The organism is Chryseobacterium sp. Marseille-Q8038, assembly GCF_965111995.1.
Map to the genome: position 1 here is coordinate 2322685 of NZ_CBCOPN010000001.1, position 20057 is coordinate 2342741.

18 protein-coding genes are annotated in these 20057 nt (G+C 35.4%); 12 read left to right on the plus strand and 6 right to left on the minus strand.

The features are described 5' to 3' along the window. The first annotated feature begins 111 nt into the window (after nt 1–111). Nucleotides 112–1866, plus strand: a complete 1755-nt coding sequence (locus tag ACWPWS_RS10745) for a hypothetical protein (RefSeq protein ID WP_454046482.1) — start codon at nt 112–114, stop codon at nt 1864–1866. Nucleotides 1867–2271: 405 nt separating this feature from the next. Here the strand turns inward: ACWPWS_RS10745 and cobC are convergent, their stop codons facing one another. Continuing rightward, nucleotides 2272–2826, minus strand: coding sequence for an alpha-ribazole phosphatase family protein (gene cobC / locus ACWPWS_RS10750; RefSeq protein ID WP_454046483.1), 555 nt, complete (start codon nt 2824–2826; stop codon nt 2272–2274). Next, on the minus strand, nt 2811–3593 hold the full coding sequence (locus ACWPWS_RS10755; protein ID WP_454046484.1) for an adenosylcobinamide-GDP ribazoletransferase: 783 nt from the start codon (nt 3591–3593) through the stop codon (nt 2811–2813). Before ACWPWS_RS10755 ends, cobC begins: the two co-directional genes overlap by 16 nt. Before the next feature lie 178 nt (nt 3594–3771). Here ACWPWS_RS10755 and ACWPWS_RS10760 point away from each other — a divergent pair, with 178 nt between their 5' ends. Further along, on the plus strand, nt 3772–4764 hold the full coding sequence (locus ACWPWS_RS10760; protein WP_454046485.1) for a hypothetical protein: 993 nt from the start codon (nt 3772–3774) through the stop codon (nt 4762–4764). A gap of 55 nt (nt 4765–4819) precedes the next feature. Here ACWPWS_RS10760 and cobT read toward each other — a convergent pair whose 3' ends face one another. After that, the gene (cobT, locus tag ACWPWS_RS10765; protein WP_454046486.1) at nt 4820–5827 is read right to left on the minus strand and encodes a nicotinate-nucleotide--dimethylbenzimidazole phosphoribosyltransferase; all 1008 of its coding nucleotides are present in this window, start codon (nt 5825–5827) and stop codon (nt 4820–4822) included. A gap of 213 nt (nt 5828–6040) precedes the next feature. On the opposite strand from cobT, the gene ACWPWS_RS10770 reads away from it, so the two are divergent. Continuing rightward, a complete protein-coding gene (locus tag ACWPWS_RS10770; protein WP_454046487.1) occupies nt 6041–6793 on the plus strand; it encodes a nucleotidyltransferase domain-containing protein in 753 nt (250 codons plus the stop codon). Nucleotides 6794–7004: 211 nt separating this feature from the next. Here ACWPWS_RS10770 and ACWPWS_RS10775 read toward each other — a convergent pair whose 3' ends face one another. After that, entirely contained in the window at nt 7005–7892 is an 888-nt protein-coding gene (locus ACWPWS_RS10775; protein ID WP_454046899.1) for a reverse transcriptase domain-containing protein, read from the minus strand. A 319-nt stretch (nt 7893–8211) separates the two neighbouring features. Further along, nucleotides 8212–8619, minus strand: coding sequence for a hypothetical protein (locus ACWPWS_RS10780; protein ID WP_454046488.1), 408 nt, complete (start codon nt 8617–8619; stop codon nt 8212–8214). Nucleotides 8620–8972: 353 nt separating this feature from the next. Here ACWPWS_RS10780 and ACWPWS_RS10785 point away from each other — a divergent pair, with 353 nt between their 5' ends. The 3 genes from ACWPWS_RS10785 (at nt 8973) to ACWPWS_RS10795 (ending at nt 11276) form a co-directional block, all read left to right on the plus strand. Further along, the gene (locus tag ACWPWS_RS10785) at nt 8973–9155 is read left to right on the plus strand and encodes a hypothetical protein (protein ID WP_454046489.1); all 183 of its coding nucleotides are present in this window, start codon (nt 8973–8975) and stop codon (nt 9153–9155) included. Between the two features lie 233 nt (nt 9156–9388). Further along, complete coding sequence (locus tag ACWPWS_RS10790; RefSeq protein WP_454046490.1) at nt 9389–10165, plus strand: hypothetical protein; 777 nt, start codon at nt 9389–9391, stop codon at nt 10163–10165. A gap of 16 nt (nt 10166–10181) precedes the next feature. After that, complete coding sequence (locus tag ACWPWS_RS10795; protein ID WP_454046491.1) at nt 10182–11276, plus strand: nucleotidyltransferase domain-containing protein; 1095 nt, start codon at nt 10182–10184, stop codon at nt 11274–11276. Between the two features lie 107 nt (nt 11277–11383). Here the strand turns inward: ACWPWS_RS10795 and ACWPWS_RS10800 are convergent, their stop codons facing one another. Continuing rightward, nucleotides 11384–11725: a TfoX/Sxy family protein gene (locus ACWPWS_RS10800; RefSeq protein ID WP_454046492.1), complete on the minus strand. Its 342-nt coding sequence runs from the start codon at nt 11723–11725 to the stop codon at nt 11384–11386. Nucleotides 11726–11892: 167 nt separating this feature from the next. Here ACWPWS_RS10800 and ACWPWS_RS10805 point away from each other — a divergent pair, with 167 nt between their 5' ends. The 6 genes from ACWPWS_RS10805 to ACWPWS_RS10830 all read left to right on the plus strand — a co-directional run bounded on the left by ACWPWS_RS10805 (nt 11893) and on the right by ACWPWS_RS10830 (nt 19925). Then, complete coding sequence (locus ACWPWS_RS10805) at nt 11893–12408, plus strand: DUF2975 domain-containing protein (RefSeq protein ID WP_209785524.1); 516 nt, start codon at nt 11893–11895, stop codon at nt 12406–12408. 1 nt (nt 12409) lies between these two features. Continuing rightward, complete coding sequence (locus tag ACWPWS_RS10810; RefSeq protein ID WP_002980904.1) at nt 12410–12613, plus strand: helix-turn-helix domain-containing protein; 204 nt, start codon at nt 12410–12412, stop codon at nt 12611–12613. Nucleotides 12614–12846: 233 nt separating this feature from the next. After that, nucleotides 12847–13719, plus strand: a complete 873-nt coding sequence (locus ACWPWS_RS10815) for an ABC transporter ATP-binding protein (RefSeq protein ID WP_454046493.1) — start codon at nt 12847–12849, stop codon at nt 13717–13719. A gap of 2 nt (nt 13720–13721) precedes the next feature. Beyond that, nucleotides 13722–16940, plus strand: a complete 3219-nt coding sequence (locus ACWPWS_RS10820; RefSeq protein ID WP_454046494.1) for a M1 family aminopeptidase — start codon at nt 13722–13724, stop codon at nt 16938–16940. A 120-nt stretch (nt 16941–17060) separates the two neighbouring features. Next, the gene (locus tag ACWPWS_RS10825; protein WP_209785527.1) at nt 17061–17501 is read left to right on the plus strand and encodes a MarR family winged helix-turn-helix transcriptional regulator; all 441 of its coding nucleotides are present in this window, start codon (nt 17061–17063) and stop codon (nt 17499–17501) included. A gap of 6 nt (nt 17502–17507) precedes the next feature. Continuing rightward, nucleotides 17508–19925 carry a TonB-dependent receptor domain-containing protein gene (locus ACWPWS_RS10830; RefSeq protein ID WP_454046495.1) on the plus strand — a complete coding sequence of 806 codons (2418 nt, stop codon included), beginning with the start codon at nt 17508–17510 and terminating at the stop codon, nt 19923–19925. The last annotated feature ends 132 nt before the right edge of the window (nt 19926–20057 follow it).

Below are 20057 nucleotides of genomic sequence, written 5' to 3' on the forward strand. Positions count from 1 at the left end.
ATATTTTTTGATAAACTACTCCCCGCTTTTTATAAACTATAGGTAAAAGGAGTTCCTATACCCTTCACTTTTAATGAATATACTCCTCACTTATTTTTTAAACTTAAAACAATGAAAACACTACAATTATTCAATGCTGTATTGGCTAGAAAATCTGATGAAAAGCCATTTATTTCTGATGATGGTTTTATCATTGAATCTGATGCTGTATGGGCAAAAAATGAAATCATCTCCTATTATGCAAAGGAAAAATTAAATGGAAATGATTTGAATAAAACGTTTCATAAGTCCTGGGAGAAAATAAAAAATACCTCCAGAATAGACTTATTGTTTGAACAGTTCACCCATTATATTTCAACGTATGGAAGTAATTTCCAAAATGAAATGTATATTCCTGAAGAAATATTGAATGTTCCTGGTACAAAGTTGATTTTTAAAGTCATCAAGGCTTATACTGTGGAAGAAATGCAGGAAAAATGCCTTTCTCTTTTGAGATCAGGAATTGCTTTAAAAGAAGAAACCGTTGACGACTTGCTTTCTATTTTACATACAGAGCTTGAATATGATTTTACAGGAAAAGAAAACATCAGAAATAAAGAAGCGGTTATAAAAATAGCAGATCTCTATGATGTCTATCCCGAAAATCCTGTTGAGTTTTTCCGTTATGTGATTTATAAAACAACCCATACAACGCTTTTAATCAAAAATGATGAACTGATTGATTTAATCAAGCAAAGTAAATTCAATCCAGCATATTTATTTGAGAGTTTTGGGCAGGAGAAAATGGCGGAAATTTTCAACAGATTTAAGCCTTTATTCCTTGCTTATAAAAACAGAGCTCCGAAAGCCATTAATAAAATTTCGAAGCTGTCTAAAACACATCATAAACCACTCATTTCAAACCCATTGAATGATGCTACCAATACATTACTGGAAAACAGTGATTGGCATTGGCTGGAAAATGCAACACCGTTTGCATTATTCAAAGCATTGGCGGCATGTCATTCAAGAATGTATGGTCAGGATACTTTCGTGTATAGAGTCAGAAATGGAAAATCATGGACTAAAAAAGGTAAGGAAACTTATGTGAACCAGTACAACTATGAATTCATTTTGGATTATCTGAAACTGAAGTATGAAAACTTGTCCGGAAAGAAATTCTATTTCCCTGAGAATGTAGAATTTGCATTACCGACCTCTGAGAAAATGTTTGTCGGGAATATTCCTACCGGAACCCGTTTTTATGGTGATAGACTGGCTGTAGGTATTTACTGGGAAAACAAATGGGGAGCGAATGACCTTGACCTTTCAGGATTGAACATCGCTGGAAAAATAGGTTGGAATGCTGCTTATAATTATGGTAACGGACAATTGATGTACTCAGGAGATATAACTTCTGCTCCTAATGGTGCCGTGGAATATCTGTATGCTGATAAACGACTGACTACCCCAACCCTTATCATGAATAACGTTTTCAGCGGTGATGCAAATTGTGGATATAAAATCATTGTCGGAAAAGGAGATCATATTTCCTACGATTATATGATGAATCCTAACAATCTGTTTGCAGAAGCCAGATGTAACTCAGTTCAGAAACAAATGATTCTGGGAATGCTGATCCCTAAAAACGAAAAACAATGTTTCGTACTATTGAATTTCGGAGCCGGACATTCTCATGTTTCGGGAAATAGCGAAGTTTCCACCATGGCAACAACCGCATTGTATCAGCAATGGTCTGAAGCCATGTCTTTCAATGAGCTTGTAAAAGAGCTTGGTGCAGAGATTACTACAGAAAAAGCGGAAGCTGATTTTGATTTCTCACTGGAAAGTCTGGAAAAAGATAGTTTTATCAGGGTTTTTAAATAATTCCCTTTACGTCATCTGATTTATTAGATGACGTTTTTTGTGGAATTTTGCTTAAGAAATGTTGAAAACCACCCCGTCAAAAATTCTTTGAATTTTTGCCACCCCTCCGAGGGAGGGGAATTTTATCGTCTTCAACTCAAACAAAGCCTTCCCCATACAGTTTGTCATTCCGCAGGAATCCAGCCTCCAAAATTTAGAATGAGCATAGGTATTCCATTATAATATAAATAACATAAGTTTTGGCTAAAGCCTATTGAAATTTTAATCCTTATCAAACGGACTAAAGTCCGTTCCTATTGAATATTAACATGATCCAGATTCCTGCGGAATGACAATCTAGAAGGACAAACTATCCTTACAAGGGTGTCATTCCGGAGTTAAAAAAACTTTTATTCTCTACTGTTATTAACCATTCACCTTTTTAACAGAAAATAGTCCTTCATTCTCATGAATGATCACTTTTTTTCCATAATCAATCTGGATGCTGAACATCTTTTCCAGCGGAAACTGAAGCACAGCCTGAAGGATCAGACGAATCACTCCGGCATGGGCGATGATGAGTATTTTTTCCGCTTCTTTTTTCTGAATCAGTTCGTTCCAGAAACGGAGAACACGAGCCTGCATTTCAAGCAGATTTTCTCCCCCTGAAGCCTTCACATGGATAAAGTCTTTGTACCAAGGATTAATTTCTTCTTCCGGAATATCCGTCCATTTTTTCATTTCCCAGTTTCCGAAATTCATTTCCCGAAGTCTTTCATCCGTTTGATAATTGAATTTAAAGTAGTCAGCTAAAAGGCAGCAGCGCTGGGAAGGACTTGAAATAATTAGATCATAATCATTTTCTAAATCCAATGTTTTAAAATCTTCAGGATACTCTTTTCTTAAAGGCATTTCAGCAAAACCATAGCACAGGTTTTCCGGATTTTCTACAGCGGTATGACGAATTAAATGAATTTCCATGCGATCATTGTTCCTAAATAAAATAAAACTTCACAAATCTGCTGTACAGATCCCAGGCAGTCTCCCGTATAGCCGCCGATATGTTTTTTAAAATACCAGCCCATATAGATTTTCCCAAGATATGCCAGCCCAAAAGCAAAAATCAGCCGCCAGTCCGGAATCAGGATGAAAGCTATTAAAACACTGACGAATCCTATCAGTAAAGCCATTCCGTCTAATGGTTTATTGGCTAAAGGTTTTGATTTGCTGACATCAATATCAGTAACATATTGATGGGTATAAATCATTGTTCCTGAAATAAACCGGCTTGATGTATGAGCTAAAATAATGATCCCTAAAACTTTCAATGGATCCATAACTCCCAAAGCCTGGATGCTGTAGAATTTCAGAGCGAAAAGCAGGATAATACCAATGGTTCCGTAGGCTCCTACCCGACTGTCTTTCATAATAGTCAGAATTTTTTCTTTCCCATATCCGCCTCCGAAACTGTCGCACATATCCGTAAAACCATCTTCATGAAAAGCTCCGGTCAGCAAAACACTGGCGATCATCATTAAAACAATCCCTATTTCCAGGTTAAAAAGCATTGTGGAAAGATAAAGAATCACCGCATTAATCAGTCCTATTACCAGCCCAATCCACGCGAAATATTTTTGAGATTTATTCATGATCTCACTGGAATAAGGAATGGTAAACGGAACCGGAATTCTTGTAAAAAACATCAATGCCGTTGCAAAGTAGATCAGTTCATTCTTGAGGACTTTCATCTGTTCGTTTTAATATAAAAACTGGATTAATCAATTTCTGTAAAAATAGGAAAGCTTTCAACAATGATAAAGCGATCAATTGAAAAAATACAAAACATGAATCTTATCATTTTAAATTTATCCTTTTATTTCCGGAGTATTTTTAGTTTTGCACCATAATAACCATGAAAAAAATCAAATGAAAAAAACTTATTTCGTTGGATTATGTCTTATATCCATAATAAGCTGCTCAGCTCCCGGTGATGAGCTGGAAACTGCAAATGAATCACAAGCCTTAGATGCATCCGGCAAAAACATGCTGGCAAAAGGAGGCTTCAGAGACAATCCTGATACACCAACTCCTCCTCCTGCAGGAATCTGGTCTAAATCTTTTTACTTAACGAATCCTATTTACGGTTTCTACAGTGATCTTACCAAAAAACATCTGTACAATACCTCTCCTTTACCATCCGAACTTCCTAAATCCTATCCTGGATTAAGCTATTATTTTCAGGAAAGATTATTAGGATCTGCAGATGGGCCTGGTCCGGTCATCACAAGATGGTTTCACACAGGAAGTAATGATCTGGTATTAACAACAAACCCGAATGAGCTTGTAGGACAAAGTTATTGGGAGAAAAGAGATCTCGGAACCAGTTATAACGGTGATGAGCCGGGAAGCTTTCCTATTTACAGGTATTTTAATGGTGATAAAAAAACTCACTTTTATACCAGGGATAAGAATGAGCTGGGTGACGGGAAAGACGGCTATGTTTATGAGGGAATTGCTTTCTATTTGAAAGATTCAGAACCTAAAGCGTATCGGGTTCGTGACGGACAGTTTTTCCAGGATAATGCAACAGGAGCTCTATACATTGTATTTGAAAGTACCCTAAGACGTATTGAATCCTTTTCAGTGATCAATCATCTGTTTGCTGTTCAGGGAAAAGCTTATCTGGTTTCTAAAGTGAATATAGAGGATTACACAGGGGAAAGAGGAGCTGATATCACTTCAGGAACTCAACTGGTACGAAACAGCAATACCGGAAAACTATATTTGGTAGATGATGGTTTATACAGGTATATTCCAACCATGCAGATATTTAATTCATATAAACTCAATGAAGATGCTATTCAAAATAAACCTGTAAGAATGATGTTTATAGGTAAAGATGTTGCGCATACTTACTAATTGTATTTAATGTAAGATAAAAAGGGGCAATGATGCCCCTTTTTTATTTTATAAACTAAGATGATTTATTCGAAATATGAGCATCTTCAAAGCTTGACATTTCATTCAGGAAATTAACGGCACTTTGAATAATCGGATAAGCCAGTGCACAGCCTGTTCCTTCTCCCAGGCGCAGATTGAGATTGAGAATAGCTTTTTCTCTCATCAGTCCCAACAGCTGAGGATGGGCATTTTCATTGCTTACATGACAGAAGATACAATTGTTCAGAATTTCAGGATTCTTTTTCCAGACGGTGGCTACCGCAACAGTGGCTATAAATCCGTCTACCATGATCAGCATATTGTGATGATAAGCTTCTTCTATAGCCCCAATCATTTGTACAATTTCCAATCCGCCGAAGGTTTGAGCAATTTCATCTTCACTCATTTCAGTCGGATATTTTTCAATCGCTTCCGTTAAGATACTGATCTTATTCTGCAGCTGATGGTCATTCAGTCCGGTTCCGCGTCCGATACAATTGGTAATCGGAATATCAAACAGTTTGCTCATCATCAAAGAAGAAGCTGAAGTATTCCCAATTCCCATCTCACCAAAACCAATAATATTACAGCCTTTTCCAGCGATTTCAGCAACTACAGCCTTTCCATTTTTAAGTGCCAGTTGGTACTCTTCAAAAGTCATGGCTGGTTCTTCCAGGATATTACGGCTGGATTTTCTGACTTTTTTATAAATCAGATTCAGCCCTTCAGGAAAATCAAAATTGACTCCGGCATCTACAATTTTAATCTTAATATCATTCTGTCTGCAAAAAACATTGATGGCCGCACCTCCACCCAGAAAATTCATGACCATCTGATAGGTTACTTCCTGTGGGTAAGCACTTACGCCTGCAGCAGCAATTCCGTGATCGGCAGCAAAAACCACCATATGAGGATTCAATAACTGTGGGGAAGTGGTCTTCTGAACCATTCCGATTTTGTGGGCTATATGTTCCAGATGTCCTAATGCACCTAACGGTTTTGTCTTAAAATCAATTTTATGCTGTAATTCTGATGATAACATGGATATTAAATGTAGTTATGTTAAATTGAGAAAGTGCAATATTAGTGAAATGAAGAGGATTTTATATCTTTTTCAGTAGTTTTTATAAGCTGAGAGCTGTAAGTTAGATACACACCCTCAAACTCTCTCTCACTAAAACTTTCAAACACAAAAAAATTCTACGTAAGAACATTGCGCACCACCTCTTTTACTTTGCATTATAAATCAAAAACAATGACACCAAAAATACTTGAAAAAATAAAAGAAGTTGAGGCAAGCCGGGGCGTAGAAGTCCTTCTTGCAGTAGAATCAGGAAGCAGAGTCTGGGGTTTTGCCTCTCCTGACAGTGATTATGACATACGTTTCATATACCGTCATGAAAAAGACTGGTATCTTTCTCCATGGGATAAGGATGAAACGATAGAATTTATGACGGAAGACGATCTGGACGGTTCGGGTTGGGATTTGCGAAAGACCTTTCATCTTCTGCTGAAATCCAATGCGGCCTTACTAAGCTGGTTTTATTCTCCAATAGTATATAAAGCAGATGAAAAGTTTGTGGAACTGTTCAGCCCGTTGGCAGACGCTTGTTTTTCTCCGGTTGCAGTTTCTTACCATTATTTAAGCATGAGCAAAAAATATCTGGAAGCCTGCAGAAGTGATGAAGTAAAATTAAAAAGTTACTTCTATTGCTTACGAACGACCTTAACAGGAAAATGGATCATAAAGAAAGGAACAGTTCCGCCTGTATTATTCAGTGATCTGCTTGTTTTAACCGATGACGAAACCAGACGGAAAATAGAGGATCTTATCGCCTTAAAAGCAACCAAAGGAGAATCCTATTATCACCCGAACGATTGGGAACTATTTGATTTTCTGGAGAAAACAATCGCTGAAAATGAAGAAAAATCGAAAAGTCTGTCAGGAGGAAAAGCGGATAAGGGTGAGATGGAGAGGGTTTTTAGGGAAATATTGGAGAAATGTTAGAGATTACGGGAAGCCGTAGTCTTTTTTTATGGGTTCAAATTACAATTGTAGCTAAAATTATCAATATACTAGGGAAATATTCACTGAATATAGCTATCTAATTCAGAATTATAATGTAGAAAACAATTCAAATTTTGTTAATAATTATGAACTTATCCGTTTAATTAATACCTTAAATCTAAAAATTATTACATCTTAAATATTGAAAAAACTATTTTAAATGTCTATTTATAGCTGTATGGACTGTATATTTTCTTTTTCGCAATTGATTTTCGAAATGATCAGACTTAAATATTTCACAACACCTTTTCACATATCCCATGTAATTAGAATTTTTCATTTTTGATTTAGCTTCCTTCTTAATAAAAGAATATTCACCTCTTTCATTTAGTTCTAAAATTGACTTAGTGCGAAATTTCTGTTTTAACTCATTATTTTCTGAATCCATTTCTTTCAATGGTTTATTATAAAGTTTTTTAATCTGATTTAAATAGATTGCTTTTTTTTGTAATGGATCCTTCTGATTTACTTTAAAAGCCCTGCGAGCTCTTCTTTTTACAATATTTATTAGTCTTCTGTAAAATTTAGACAGATTAGTAGATTTTATAAGAACATTAAAACCTCTAAACTCAAATCCCAAATAAATTAACGGTGAGCTAATTGATCGTGTCCCATCATTATTCAGCTTAATAGAAGTTAGTCTCTTATTTTTTAATGCATTATACTCCAAATGTTCAAATATGAAAACCTCCGTTTTTGCAGTACTAATTTCTACCTTACTTTCTTTAATTAGATTTTCAAAATAATTCTTAATAATTTCAATCTCAAAAACTTTGCAAATTACAACAATGTCGTCCGAATATCTTCTATAGTATATATTCTTTTTTTTGACCAAATTTTCAACTATCTTTTTATCAAAATCATATAAGTAAATATTCGCTAATACAGCACTTATTGGTAACCCTTGAGGAATACCAATTATTTCTTTCTGTATATTTCTGAAAGGGTTTCTATAGATTCTTAACCTACCTTTTTTTATTTGATTGCGAAAATCTTCATTTGATTCAAAAAAACATTTAAAACCTTTTTCTTTTCTAATCCTAGCTAATTTACTTTCATCAAAATGAGATTTCCTGCCTAATTTTGTATTGAATTTTCTTAAATCATCTTTAAGAACATAGCTAAAATTAGTACAAGATTTAAAAACGTTGTAATGATCATTTGGAAGTTTTTTTCATCAATGATAAAAGCCCATTTTTCTTTTAAAATTTTATGATCTAAAGAAGAAAAAAATCCTTTAATATCAAAAGTTAAAACTGCTATTTTCTCACTATCTTTAGCTCTTGCTTTTATTTCGTCAAAAACTTCTTTTGCAAAATGTATTGTACTTTTACCTTTATCTGAGTTATCTTCAATTTTTATTTTTCTATAAGCAGTAACACAATCGGATAATTTCTCAATAATTGAAAGTTTTCTTCATATTTTGTATTTAATAAATTAGCATAATAACCATATATTAAAGCATCATAGTGACTAGCATAATGTAATGGTCTTAATTTAGATGTTTTTTCTACCAATCCAGTTTTCTCAATGATGTGCTTGTGAGAACGACCACCTGCAATATGCTTGGTAGAATCATGTTTTTTAAATTTTCGTTCTTTAACAAATGAGTGTATTAAAGGATAAAAAGCATATTTTGATACAAATTCTTTATTTTCAATTTGTCTTTTATATGATTGCCAATTTTCACCAATTTTTAAACTTGGTGATAAATGGAGATAGCCTTTTGATTTTAGCCAATCTGGAATATTTTGCAAATTACTCATAAAATACTTGTGCGTTAAGTTCTAGTGATAGTAATATTTCATTTTACATACATCCCGAAGGAGCGGACCAGTACCCAATAACTGAGTCATCATATTTTTCGTAAATTATAATCTAACTGCAAAATCATCAGATATGACCTTGACTTATATTAAACTATTTAGTATCTTTACAGCTGGCTTAACCCTATTATGGGAGCTACTGTTAATAAATTTCATACCTGAATATCTTAAATATTCAGTAAAGCTAAAAGCCCTTTAGTCCTAACTAGCCGTAAAAAATTAACTTTCCGCACAAGTTTAGCAAATATAATATTATAATTATTAAATTTACCCAAAAACTATAATTATAATTAATGAAAAGAATTAAACTTGGGGATTTATATTCTCTTAGAAACCATCCTTATGGAAATGGTTTGACTAATGTTAAAATTTCTGCGTTAGCGCCAATGACCCCACCAATTTTAGTAGTTTCAGAAATCCTTAATTCTCCTAAGGAATATGATCCAGAAACAGGAAGAGAAAAAATAAACAAATAAGATGTATTTTCTACTCTCATAAAACACATAGGTTCGAAAATCAGTGGTTTGACATAAAAATCCTTAAAAAAATTTACGAAGTAGAAGAAAACAACGAAGAAGATAAAGAAGAGTTAGAAGATATTCAAACTAAAAATCAGCTTAAAATTGATTATCCTAAGTCATTTTCTTTAGAAGACATAAGAGAAAAATTTCTTCATAATCAAGTTATTCTAAAATCATGTGATTTAGAATTGGGAAAATTAAAGAATACTTTTAGTCAAACAGATCAAAAGTCAATGGATAAAATAACTGCTCATTTAGACTTTCTACCACCTGTCCTAACTGTAATTGATGTAAAATTAAATGATGAGAAAATTAGTTTCAATCCAAAATCTGGAAATCTAAAAAAAATAGCTTCAGTTTTTTTACTAAAATGCAAATGGTACAACTCATTATCTAGCTCATTCTCAGAAGATTTCTTACCAATTGAAACTATCGAGATCATAAAACCCGAAAATTCAGCAGAGCTTGTTTCTAGATTAATTTTGACCAAAGAATTTATTAAACAAGATTTTGAGCAACCACTTAAACTTGAAAATGGTTTAAAACTAAAACATACTTACGCACGACCGGTTGAATTAATCTTTAATCACTACAAATACAAATTAAAGTATTATGATTTCTTTAGATCAAAAACTTTAGAGATGGATTTATCTGATTACAAGAGTGATGACGATAGTGCTAAACTTGAAGATTTAGTATTGCGAAAAATACCTGATTATGACTCTAGTCTTCAAAAATTCAATACTGTAAACGACTTTACTTTCGAAGAAAACACTTATTACAAAATAATTTATAAAGATGCTAAAGATAAAATAACAGAACGAACCATATATGTTAAAAAATTTGTTCCTAAAACAATTATCATTGCTGATTGTTTATTACGTAATGGACAAGAAAGACACTTTAGAGTTAGTGAGTCAAGTATTTTAAAAGTGGAAATTTTAGAACAAAAATACTTTAAATAAATTACCATTAGACTTAATGAACATTCCCATTCTAAAAAACAAAAACCTCATCCTCTTCGAAGCCATTTCCGGAAGCCGTTCTTTTGGGTTGGCAACGGAGAATTCTGATACGGATATCCGTGGGGTGTATTATCTGCCGAAGGAAGATTTCTTTGGCCTGAACTATATTCCGCAGATTTCCAATGAGACGAATGATATTACGTATTATGAAATCGGAAGATTTGTAGAATTGTTGCAGAAAAACAATCCTAATATTCTGGAAATTCTGGCAAGTCCGGAAGATTGTATTCAGTATAAACATCCGTTGATGGATCTATTGAAAACGGAGGATTTCCTGTCAAAATTATGCAAGGATACTTTTGCAGGATATGCTGTTTCGCAGATTAAAAAAGCAAAAGGTCTTAATAAAAAGATTCTAAACCCTATTGATAAAGAGAGAAAATCGATCCTGGATTTCTGTTTTATTTTGGAAGGACAAGGTTCTGTACCATTGAAAAAATGGCTGCATGAATTCCATTCCTCTGGAGAACGGGGTGGTTTATCACAAGAGAAATGTGGATTGGTAAATATTGATCATACAAAAGGAATGTATTCGTTATTTTATGATGAATCAGGAACGTTGGGCTATAAAGGTGTTATTCATCATGAAGAAGCGAACCAGGTTTCCGTATCATCCATTCCTAAAGATGAAAAACCTGTTGCTTACCTGTTTTGCAACCTTGATGCCTATTCTGTATACTGCAAAGACTATAGAGAATATTGGAAATGGGTAACTGAGCGTAATGAAGACCGTTACAATGTCAATCAGACTCACGGACAGAATTATGACAGCAAGAACATGATGCACACCATCCGGCTGCTGCAGTCCTGTGAACAGATTTTTAAAACCAATTCACTGACGATCCGTGTAGAAAATCGTGATGAACTCTTAGACATCAAAGCGGGAAATCAATCGTATGAAAGTGTAATGCAAAAGGCAGAAAACCTTATAGAATCAATAGAAAAACATTATTCCACATCAAATCTTCCTGAATATCCGGATTTAGAAAAAACAACAAAAATCCTGATTGAAATAAGGAAAAAACTGTACGAATATAATGATGAATCGTAAATGATAAATCATGAGTGATGAATGTGGGACTGTTAAACTCCAACACTCCCACTCTCAAACTCTCTTACCCTCAAACTCTCCCACTCTCAAACCCTACAACCCAAAACTCACTTCTTCGAAGCTTTTGCCATCGGGTTATAATCAAGGCAGATGGTTATCCAGTATTCAAAATCTTCTGCTTTTTGAAAACCAATGGGTTCTACATAGCAATATCCATTTAACTGTTTTCCTTTCATGATCATCGGCAGAAAGCCTTTCTTTTCCGAAACTTCATCTTCCAGCTCAGGATTATAACGGCACATCAGATTGTCGTGACTGATGTTGATACACATTTTCCCGTTGACAAGAAAAGACAGTCCGCTGAACATTTTCTTTTCTTCAACCTCAATATTTTTTATTATTGAAAGCCGTTCACGTACCCGGTCGGCCAGTTCTGTACTGTAAGCCATGATTTCAATTTTTTTGTTATTTAAAATTAATTAAAAACAATGATTATCACACTATTCCATTGAGATTCCTGAAAGATCTTAATCTGAAAAAATAAAATTTTATTTAAATTAATTATTGTTTTACGATAATTAATTATACATTTGCAATATCAATTATGCTTCATACCATGAACCAGACTAAAATTATTTCAAAGATTTTATTTTATATCTGCTCCTTACTTTCGGCCGGATATCTGATCACTTTTGTGTATGCTTTATTCTGTCTGAGCAGCGGATTTGCAGTTACGCCCTATAAAAACGGAAAGTTCCTTCATATCAATTATCCGTTTACGGAACAGCCGTTTCTGAATATCGAAAACAATTATCCTTATATGATTTTTTCCTTTATGTTGGTACTCATCACTTATGGAACCTTTTTCTGGTTATCAGCCAAAGTTTTCAAAGTATTTTTCCAACAGAAGCTGTTTACTCAGGAAAATATCAATCAGCTTAAGCAATTTTACCTGTATAATATTTTCATTCCTCTTCCACTGGTGATTATCGCGAGTTTCTTTGTGGAAGTAGAAAGTATGATATGGGGACTGGTGTTTATTCACTTTATGCTTGGAATTTTCTGTCTGTTTCTTGCGAATATCTTTAAGCAAGGACTACATTTGCAAAACGAACAAGACCTATTTATTTAAAATGCCAATTATAGTCAACTTAGATGTGATGCTTGCCAAAAGAAAAATGCAGAGTAAAGAATTGGCAGAAAAACTGGGTATCACGCCCGTCAACCTCTCTATCTTAAAAACCGGAAAAGCCAAAGGTGTCCGATTTGATACCCTTGAAGCCATCTGTAAAATCCTGGAATGCCAGCCGGGAGATATTCTTGAATTTAAAGAGTAGACGGGATTTGGGGTGCGAGTTGCAGGGTTTGAGTTTGAGCGTCGGAGCGTTGGAGAGTGTGAGAGTTTGAGTGTGAAAGTCTTTGAGCATGTTATCTGAAACTTCCACTTCTAACTTCTAACTTCTAACTTCTAATTTCTAGCCTCCTGCTTCCAGCTTCCAGCCACTAATTTCTAACTTCTAAACTAGCTGCCGAAAGGCCGCCTGTCCTTCTATTCCCCAAACACAACGTTATGAATACACTATCCATCAACAACCTCAGCCTTACCTATAAAAATGGTTTTCAGGCTATTAAAAACATTTCACTGGACATCAAAAACGGAATGTTCGGACTATTGGGTCCCAACGGAGCCGGAAAATCTTCTTTGATGAAAACCATTGTCGGACTTCAGAAACCAACCTCCGGAACCCTGCTTTTCAATGAAGTAGATATCGTCAAAAATCCGGATTATATCAAACAGAATCTTGGATTTCTCCCACAGGATTTCGGGGTATACCCAAAAGTTTCTGCCTATGACCTACTGGAACATATCGCCCTATTGAAAGGTATTACTGATAAAAACAAACGTAAAAATCAAATTCTGAATCTTCTTGAAAAGGTCAACCTTTCTGATTTTGCTAAAAAAGAAGTCCATACTTTTTCAGGTGGGATGAAACAGCGTTTTGGGGTTGCTCAGGCTTTATTAGGAGATCCGAAAATCATCATTGTAGATGAACCCACAGCAGGATTGGATCCGGAAGAGCGCAACCGTTTCAATACGCTGCTCAATGATATCAGCCAGGATGTAATCGTTATTCTGTCTACCCATCTTGTTGAAGATGTCAGAAACCTCTGTTCGGAGATGGCAGTGATGAATCATGGGCAAATCCTCAGACAAGGAAATCCCGGAAAACTGATTGCAGAACTGGAAAACAGAATCTGGTCAAAACCCATTCACAAAGACGAACTGGAAACTTACCATTCCAGCTATGAAATCATCAGCAGACAGCTTTTGGAAAGAGAGCTTCACATCACGGTATTTTCTGAAGAATCTCCTAAAGATTTCAGTTCCGTAACGCCTTTATTGGAACACGTTTATTTCCATACACTCACCCAAAAACCTTAATCATGAACACTTTATTTTTATTCGAAGCCAGACGCAGTACCAAGCACTGGCTCACCTATCTTGTGGCCTTACTTTTGGTGGGTCTTGGTATGTTCTGCGGCAGCCAGTTCAATCTTTCAGTAGGAGATGGAATTTACTTAAACTCACCGTATACTATTGGTTTTATGATGGGAATGCTGAGTCTTGCCGTTATTTTTTTCGCTACCGTGTATGCATTACAATTGCTTTTTAAAGATCAGGATTCAAAATTTGACAGTATTCTGTTTTCGTTTCCTTTTTCAAAATTCTCTTATCTGAAAGGAAAATTCTGCACCTATTTTCTGCAGACATTTTTAAGTTTTTCTTTCTTAATGACAGGATTTCTCATCGGGCAAATCATGCGTACCGGAAGCGAAATGCAGGAAGGCGTGAATATCATTTACTACATCTACCCTCTATTAATTTTTGGTCTTATCAATAGCCTGTTTGTCTGTAGTTTTCTGTTTCTCATTTCTACTGCGATAAAGAGAAAACTCTTGGTTGTAATGGGAGGTTTGCTTTTGTATGTGTTTTATATGATTATTTTATTGTTTTCCAATTCACCATTTATGGCTGGAAGCCTACCTCAATCATTGGAAACACAGCAATTTTCAGCTTTGATTGATCCGTTTGGATTGTCATCTTATTTCATGCAGGCTCGTGACCTTACGGCTCATCAGAAAAATATGCAGATTGTTCCTTTTACAGGATACTTCTTGTTCAACAGACTTTTATTTTTCATCGTATCAGCTGGGCTTCTCTTCGTTTCATACAGATTATTTTCTTTCTCCAACACTTCCGGACGAAAAGTAAAAACATTGGGAAACACTCATCCCTTATCTGAAACAAATACCTCCGAATACTCCATTGTGACCCCAAGTTTCAATGGGCAGAGCTCATTTCGATCTGTGATTTCTTTTACGAAAACGGATCTCACCTATCTGTTCAAAAGTATTGCTGTTCCTGCTGTTTCTATTATTCTGCTATTTTCTGTTGGAATGGAAATGTATGCCGAAATTGAAAAGGGAATTCGTCTTCCCCAGAAATATGCCGGTTCGGGACTTATGGCAACAACCATCTCAGAAAATTTTCATCTGATAGGTCTTCTTATTTCAGCGTATTTCCTAAACGATATGTACTGGAGAAGCTCATCTTCAGGATTTTTTCTGATTGAAAACAGCACTTATTTTTCAAAGAACAGGTTGACCGGACATTTTATTTCAATCAGCTTGTTATTGTTTTTCTTTACCGGAATTCTAATTATTCAGGGAATAATCTTCCAGGCCGCTTATCAGTATTTTCATATAGACTGGAAGGCTTATCTGGGTGTTTTCCTTTTCAATACTTTCCCGCTGATTCTCTTTTCCGGATTTATCCTTTTGATTAATGACCGGATTCCCAATAAATTCATTGCACTGGGGATTTCCATTCTCTCAGTTTTTGTATTGTCAGGGCCGGTTTCCGGAAAGTTGATCTCCTATCCGCTTTTCAGAATATTTTCTGATTTTAAAGGAACTTACAGTGATTTTAACGGGTATGGAATCTATGAACTGGCTTTTGCACAAAGACTTCTGTTTGGAGCAGGCATGATCAGTATTTTATGGATACTCAACAGCCTTATAAAAATAAAAAAAGTCCCAATTATTGCTTCTGGTATTGCTGTTTTTCTGTTGATCTCAGGAATCTTTGCCGGAATATTATTTATGAAAGGATATCTGCCTAACAATGAAGAACAGACCCTCTTAAGCTCCGCAGCATATGAAAAAAACTATCGGAAATATGAACATCTTCCACAGCCTGATATTTCTGATATTACCACAGAAATCAAACTCTTTCCTTCTGAAAATGCTTATCAGATCATAGGGAAATATACCCTTAAAAATCAAACCAATCAGCCTATCAGTAAGATTCTGATCAATTTCAATGAGGATTTACAACTTGAATCTGCTGCCATAACCTCAGGAAGTGAAACAACAAAGATTCATAAGAACATCACAGAAGTTTCATTAAAACAGCCTCTTCTGCCTGGTAAAACAGCTTCACTTGATTTTACACTGTCTTACCAATGGTTTGCTGTAAATGGCCATCAGTCTTTTAATGCCATTATTGAAGACGGATCTTTTATGAGAATCAGCAGATATTATCCTGTGATTGGCTACCAGAAAGATGATGAAATTCAGGATGAAAAGCAGCGCAGCCAATTCAAACTGGGAAAGCTCACTGAACTGAAGAAACCGGAAGCACCGGAAGTGGCAAAAAAAGATTTTATCAACCTCTATATGATTGTTTCTACAGAACAGGGACAGACAGCGATAGGAACAGGAGATCTTGTTAAAAAATGGTCAAAATCCGGACGTAATTATTTTGAATATAAAGCAGATCAGATTCCGTTCCGGTTTGCTGTGTCTTCAGCTGATTATGAAGTAAAAAGCTTGAATTATAAAGGAATTACCGTCAATATTTTTTACCATCAGAAACATGCTGAAAATGTGAATCATCTTCTTGAAAATACCAAGCTTACCCTGGATTACTGTCAGCAGAATTTTGGAAAGTATCCTTTTAAAACCATCAATTTTGCAGAAATTTCTTCTTTTACGCGAGGTTTTGCGGCTACAGCTTACCCATCTGCGGTCTTTATGCCGGAAGACATGGTTTTTCATGCTAATATTCACGCAGACAAAAAGCAGGATGTCATCAATGAACTGGCCGGGCATGAGCTTTCACATCTTTGGTGGGGAAACAGCCAGATAAATCCCGATGACAGAGAAGGTTCTGTGATGCTCACTGAAACACTGGCGATGTACACAGAAATGATGCTCTACAAAAAAATGCATGGCAAAGAAAAAATGAAGGAAAGAATTGAAGTACACCAACAGATCTATGACAATGAAAAAGGGTTATCCAAAAATGTCCCGATCTATAAAGCTACCGGAGATGATCCACATATTTCGTATTCCAAAGGTGCTGCAGCCATGGTGGAATTAAGCAATCTGATAGGTGAAGACAAAGTAAACAGGGCATTGAAAAATTTCCTTACCCACAATCAGTATCCCAAGAAACCTACTTCATTAGATTTGATCAATGAATTTTACAATGTTGCCCCGGATGTCAGAAAAGAGATCGACAGATTATTCAAAACCGTAGAAAATATAAATTTTAATTCAGGTTCTACAAGCGCCTCAGCAAAAGCAAATATCAAATAATCAGGCTGCATTTTTAATGTATTTTTGAAAATATTTTTCAGGAGTTGTAACAAAGTAAAGTGATGATTTACTAATTAGTTGATATATCAATAATTGATACATCATTTTAAATCTGAAAGTATGGAAAAATTAAATTCAATTATATTCTACAACATAGACAAAGCAATCAGAGCCTACAGAAACTATGCTCAGCGCCAGCTGAAAGCCCATGGTTTTACCATTACAATTGATCAGTGGCTCATCATCAAAGCCATTCTGGAAAACCCGGGAATTACCCAGAATGAGATTGGTGATCTTGTTTTCAAGGACAATGCTTCTGTGACAAGAATTATTGATTTAATGGTAAAATCCGAATATATCACACGACATGTTCATCCTGAAGACCGCAGAAAAACCCATCTGGAAGTGACAGATTCGGGGGCAAAAGTAATCAAAGAGGTTCAGAATATTGTAGAGAAGAACCGTACCACTGCTTTAAAGGGAATCAGCGAAAAAGAAATGGAAGTGATGTATTCAGCTTTACTGAAAATTTCAGAAAACTGTCTCACCCCTAAAAAGTAAAACGCTATGACCAGAATATTTTTACTCTTATTGGTCTGGATGCTGATGGTATGTACCAGCATGTTTTCCGCCCAGCAGACCATGCAGAGTTTGTCTTTGTCAGGAAATATAAAATCCGGCAATGCAGAACAGATGGAGATCAATCTCTTTGATGCAGATCAGAAATTAATCAAAACAGAAATTGCGGATAGCAATGGTAAGTTTAATTTTAATGAGTTAAAAGAAGGAACGTATCAAGTAAAAATTAATAAAAACGGTTCTGAAGTCTATCATTCGGAAAATATTTCACTGACCGAAAACAAGACTCTTACAGCCATCGATTTGAGTGTAAAATCCATTGAAGGTGTTACCATTACGAAAACCAAACCTTTGATTGAAAGACAGGACGGGAAAATGATCATGAACGTTGAAAACAGCATTGCCAGTACCGGAAATTCTGCTTTTGAAGTACTGGAAAAAGCCCCCGGAGTGAATATCGACAACAACGATAATATCAGTCTGCGAGGGAAAGGAAATCTCCTGATTCAGATAGATGGTAAAAACACGCCCATGACCGGAAGTGATCTTGCCAATTATCTAAAGGGAATTCCTTCTTCCACTATTGAAAAGATAGAGTTCATTACCAATCCGTCTTCAAAATATGATGCATCGGGATCTGCAATCATCAATATTAAACTTAAAAAAGAGCAGAGAAAAGGAACCAACGGAAGTATTTCTACGTCTTTAGGAACAGGTAAATATGTAAAAAACAACAACAGCTTCAGCATCAATCACCGAAATAAAAAAATCAATATTTTCGGAAACTACAGCTTTGCCTACAGAGAAGCTTATAACGGTCTTGTATTGGACAGGAATTTCTATGAAAACAATACTTTTAAAAAAGCCTATGTACAGGACAATTATCTGAAATTCAAGTTCAACAGTCATGTTGCCAAAGCGGGAATGGATTATTATCTGAATGATAAGAATGTACTTGGATTTTCCGTAGGATTGGTTTCGAACAAATTCAATATCAACGGCGATAATTCCAATGTGACACTGGGCAGCAGCCATCTTCCTGAAAGCTCATTTACCACCGTCAACAGATCGAATGACCGCTGGACCAATCTTTCATTCAACCTTAATCATAAGTATACGATTGATTCTTTAGGATCTGATATTTCTACGGATTTTGACTACATCAACTATGCCAATTCTTCTTTACAGAGTTTTGATACAAGAACCCATCAAATCGCCAGCGGGACAGACAATCTTGATATTATCAAAGGGGATATGGATGGAAAACTGAATATTTATTCTTTGAAATCCGACCTTACCAAAAACTTCAGCAACGACTGGAAGCTGGAAAGCGGGGTTAAAACAAGTTTCGTAAAGACTGATAATGATCTGAAATTCTTCAATGCAACTTCCGGTACTCTCATTCCTGATCTTAATAAAACCAATCATTTTATTTATGAAGAAAACATCAATGCAGTCTATGGAAATGTCTCAAAAAAATGGGAAAAACTGAAAGCTACAGCAGGTTTAAGGCTTGAAAACACCAATGTAAAAGGGACTCAGATTACCACCAATCAAATCAATAAAAGAAATTATACCCAACTGTTTCCAAGTGCTGTTTTTGCATATGATTTAACGGATAAAAGCAACCTTGAAATCAATTTCAGCAGAAGGATTACAAGACCTAGCTACAACCAGCTGAATCCTTTCAAATTCTATCTTGACCCGACTACTCTGAGAGCCGGAAATCCAGATCTGAACCCGCAAATCACAATGAATTATGAGCTGACTTACAGCCTGAGCAATAAGTATTTTGCCACATTAAGCTACAGCAAAACTTCCGACAACATTACAGATATCTTAAAACCTGTAACCGAAAACGGACAGATAGTAACGGTACAGACGATTGAAAACCTGAGTTCTGCTTCTTATTATGGCTTAAATCTGATCGCTCCGGTAAAAGTGACGAAATGGTGGGATATGAACAACAGTGCCAATTTCTACTATGGTTCCTATACCGGAAATGTTTCCGGAACACAGATTAATAACCAAGGGAATTTTACCTTCAGTATTAACAGTATTAATTCCTTTAAATTAGGAAATGGCTTCACTGCAGAACTTACAGGCAATTATAAGGCAAGGGAAGTCTACGCTTATCTTAATGCAAGCGCGAACTGGTACCTGAATATCGGAGCGCAGAAGAAATTCAAAAACAACAGTGTACTGAAGCTTTCTTTCACCGATGTATTCTTTACCAGTAATCTCAAAGGACAGACGGTTTATAATGATTATATCGAAAACTTTGCCGTAAAAAGAGATACGCGTGTGGCAACCCTCTCCTATACCTATAATTTTGGCTCTTCTAAAAACGGACAGCCTAGAAAAACAGGAGGTGCTGAGGATCTTAAGCAGCGAGTGGGAAGTTAATTATAAGAAGTTGGGAGACGCAAAGACGCTAATAAGGAGAAATAAAATAAATTGTATTTAAGGCGCAAGGATTTTATCTTCGATAAAATCGAATTCTGCTTAACGATATATTTATTTTAATCTATCTCTGAT

Bases quoted from the DNA above. Each gene is read 5' to 3' on its own strand.
- ACWPWS_RS10825 (WP_209785527.1), top strand. From the start codon at position 17,061: ATGGAAAAATTAAATTCAATTATATTCTACAACATAGACAAAGCAATC.
- cobC (WP_454046483.1), bottom strand. From the start codon at position 2,826: ATGGAAATTCATTTAATTCGTCATACCGCTGTAGAAAATCCGGAAAAC.
- ACWPWS_RS10810 (WP_002980904.1), top strand. From the start codon at position 12,410: ATGCCAATTATAGTCAACTTAGATGTGATGCTTGCCAAAAGAAAAATG.
- ACWPWS_RS10760 (WP_454046485.1), top strand. From the start codon at position 3,772: ATGAAAAAAACTTATTTCGTTGGATTATGTCTTATATCCATAATAAGC.
- ACWPWS_RS10805 (WP_209785524.1), top strand. From the start codon at position 11,893: ATGAACCAGACTAAAATTATTTCAAAGATTTTATTTTATATCTGCTCC.
- ACWPWS_RS10815 (WP_454046493.1), top strand. From the start codon at position 12,847: ATGAATACACTATCCATCAACAACCTCAGCCTTACCTATAAAAATGGT.
- ACWPWS_RS10795 (WP_454046491.1), top strand. From the start codon at position 10,182: ATGAACATTCCCATTCTAAAAAACAAAAACCTCATCCTCTTCGAAGCC.
- ACWPWS_RS10820 (WP_454046494.1), top strand. From the start codon at position 13,722: ATGAACACTTTATTTTTATTCGAAGCCAGACGCAGTACCAAGCACTGG.
- ACWPWS_RS10745 (WP_454046482.1), top strand. From the start codon at position 112: ATGAAAACACTACAATTATTCAATGCTGTATTGGCTAGAAAATCTGAT.
- ACWPWS_RS10755 (WP_454046484.1), bottom strand. From the start codon at position 3,593: ATGAAAGTCCTCAAGAATGAACTGATCTACTTTGCAACGGCATTGATG.
- cobT (WP_454046486.1), bottom strand. From the start codon at position 5,827: ATGTTATCATCAGAATTACAGCATAAAATTGATTTTAAGACAAAACCG.
- ACWPWS_RS10780 (WP_454046488.1), bottom strand. From the start codon at position 8,619: ATGAGTAATTTGCAAAATATTCCAGATTGGCTAAAATCAAAAGGCTAT.
- ACWPWS_RS10800 (WP_454046492.1), bottom strand. From the start codon at position 11,725: ATGGCTTACAGTACAGAACTGGCCGACCGGGTACGTGAACGGCTTTCA.
- ACWPWS_RS10830 (WP_454046495.1), top strand. From the start codon at position 17,508: ATGACCAGAATATTTTTACTCTTATTGGTCTGGATGCTGATGGTATGT.
- ACWPWS_RS10785 (WP_454046489.1), top strand. From the start codon at position 8,973: ATGAAAAGAATTAAACTTGGGGATTTATATTCTCTTAGAAACCATCCT.
- ACWPWS_RS10770 (WP_454046487.1), top strand. From the start codon at position 6,041: ATGACACCAAAAATACTTGAAAAAATAAAAGAAGTTGAGGCAAGCCGG.